Source organism: Pseudonocardia sp. Ae505_Ps2 (assembly GCF_001932425.1).
GTDB lineage: Bacteria > Actinomycetota > Actinomycetes > Mycobacteriales > Pseudonocardiaceae > Pseudonocardia.
In genome coordinates this window covers 18,819-20,585 of sequence record NZ_MCIP01000002.1, presented here as the reverse complement: position 1 = coordinate 20,585, position 1,767 = coordinate 18,819, and the positions used below count along the sequence as shown (strand labels likewise).

3 protein-coding genes are annotated in these 1,767 nt (G+C 69.7%); all 3 read right to left on the bottom strand.

From position 1 onward, the window contains the following. A partial coding sequence (locus Ae505Ps2_RS32825) for a hypothetical protein (protein WP_212567716.1) occupies positions 1-208 on the bottom strand: 208 nt, incomplete at its 3' end. Further along, positions 205-507, bottom strand: coding sequence for a hypothetical protein (locus tag Ae505Ps2_RS28275; RefSeq protein WP_075313279.1), 303 nt, complete (start codon positions 505-507; stop codon positions 205-207). The genes Ae505Ps2_RS32825 and Ae505Ps2_RS28275, both read right to left, overlap by 4 nt. Positions 508-572: 65 nt before the next feature. Beyond that, the coding region (locus Ae505Ps2_RS28270; protein ID WP_139320280.1) for an IS256 family transposase at positions 573-1,767 on the bottom strand (1,195 nt) is incomplete at its 5' end.

Genomic DNA, 1,767 nt, shown 5'->3' with positions numbered 1-1,767 from the left:
CCGAGGTGGGGATCTGCGCGGCGGCGGCCCGTTGCTTGAGTTGTGCGTCGAGGTCGCGGTCGATGCGCAGGTTCAGGGGAATATCCAGGGCTGCGGTGCGCTCGGCGATCTCGGTCTCCGCGGCCTCGGCTTCCTCTTCGGCGTAGTCGGTGCGGACAGCGGCCACCTCTGCGTCGATGTGCGTGTGGCGATCGTCGTTGGTGGTCATGGACCCTCCTGTCGTTCGTAGGAGCGCAGGTCGGCTCCGCTTGTCTTCCATGCGGTGACGCCGGCGTGGTGGGCCCGGGTGGCGATCACAGTGAGCACGAACCCCGCGGTCGGCGAGTAGCCGATGATCCGCAGGGCAGCGCTGCGGCTCCTCGGATCCGGGTCGCGCACGATCCGTCGGGGGTCCTGCGCGGCTTCGAGCGTCCAGCCCGGTTCGATCCCCGTCGCTCCCGGGTAGCGCTCGCCGCGTCGCCGGATGTAGTCGGCGTCCTGATCCCGCCACCAGAGATCGTCCACCATGTATCGCATTGTATCGCAACGCGGGCGGGGTGGAGCAATCGTCAAGACCTGTGGATGAAGATCTTTTAGGCGGCTTCGGTGTGGGTGTGGTCGTCGGGTCGTTCAACGAGTCGTCCGGCCTCGAAGACTGCTCCGGCGCGGACGAGCGCGACCAGGTGCGGGCCGTTCACGGCGCGCCAGCGGTCCTGGGCGGCTTCGATGAGTTTGAACGCCATCGCGAGCCCGGCGGTGCGTGAGCCGGGCCCGCGGGTGACGCGGGTGCGGTGGCGGACGGTCGCGAACGTGGACTCGATCGGGTTCGTGGTGCGTAGGTACTGCCAGTGCTCGGCGGGGAAGTCGTAGAAGGCGAGCAACTCATCGAGGTCGTCACGGACCTTCGCCACGGCCTTGCCGAACTTTGCCCCGTAGGCGGCGTCGAAGCAGGTCACGGCGTCGAGGGCCTTGTGTTTGTCTTCGACGTTCCAGATCTCGGTCAGCGCCTTCTTCGCTCCCGGATGCGCCGACTTGGGCAGGGCGGCGAGGACGTTGGCGGTCTTGTGCACCCAGCAGCGCTGCTCACGGGTCTCGGGGAACACCTCCCGTAGCGCGCCCCAGAACCCGAGCGCGCCGTCCCCGACGGCCAGGACGGGGGCGCGCATGCCGCGCCGCGCGCAGTCGCGCAGCAGGTCCGCCCAGGACTCGGTCGATTCCCGGTAGCCGTCGACGAGGGCGACGAGCTCCTTGTGCCCGTCGGCGCGGACTCCGATGAGCACGAGCAGACACAACTTGTGCTCGGCGAGGCCGATGGTGACGTGGATGCCCTCGGCCCACACGTACACGTAGTCCACCCCGGACAGGTCCCGGTGGGAGAACGCCTGCTGCTCGGTCTTCCAGGTCTCGGTCAGCCTGGTGACCGTCGATGAGGACAGGCCCGCGTTGGAGCCGAGGAACTGCCCCAGCGCGGGCACGAAGTCCCCCGACGAGAGGCCGTGCAGGTAGAGCAGCGGCAGCACCTCGGTGATCTTCGGCGTCCTGCGGCACCAGGACGGCAGGATCGCCGAGGAGAACCGGCGCCGCTCGCCCGTCGCGGGGTCGATCCGGCGGTCGTCGACCCGCGGCGCCCGCACCGCCACCGCGCCCGCGGCTGTCACCACCTCGCGAGGCTCGTGGGAGCCGTTGCGCACCACCAGACGCCGCCCGTGGGCGTCGCGTTCGTTGCTGTGGCGGGTGATGTAGTCGTCGACCTCGGCCTGCAGAGCCTGGGCGAGCATCCGGCGGGCG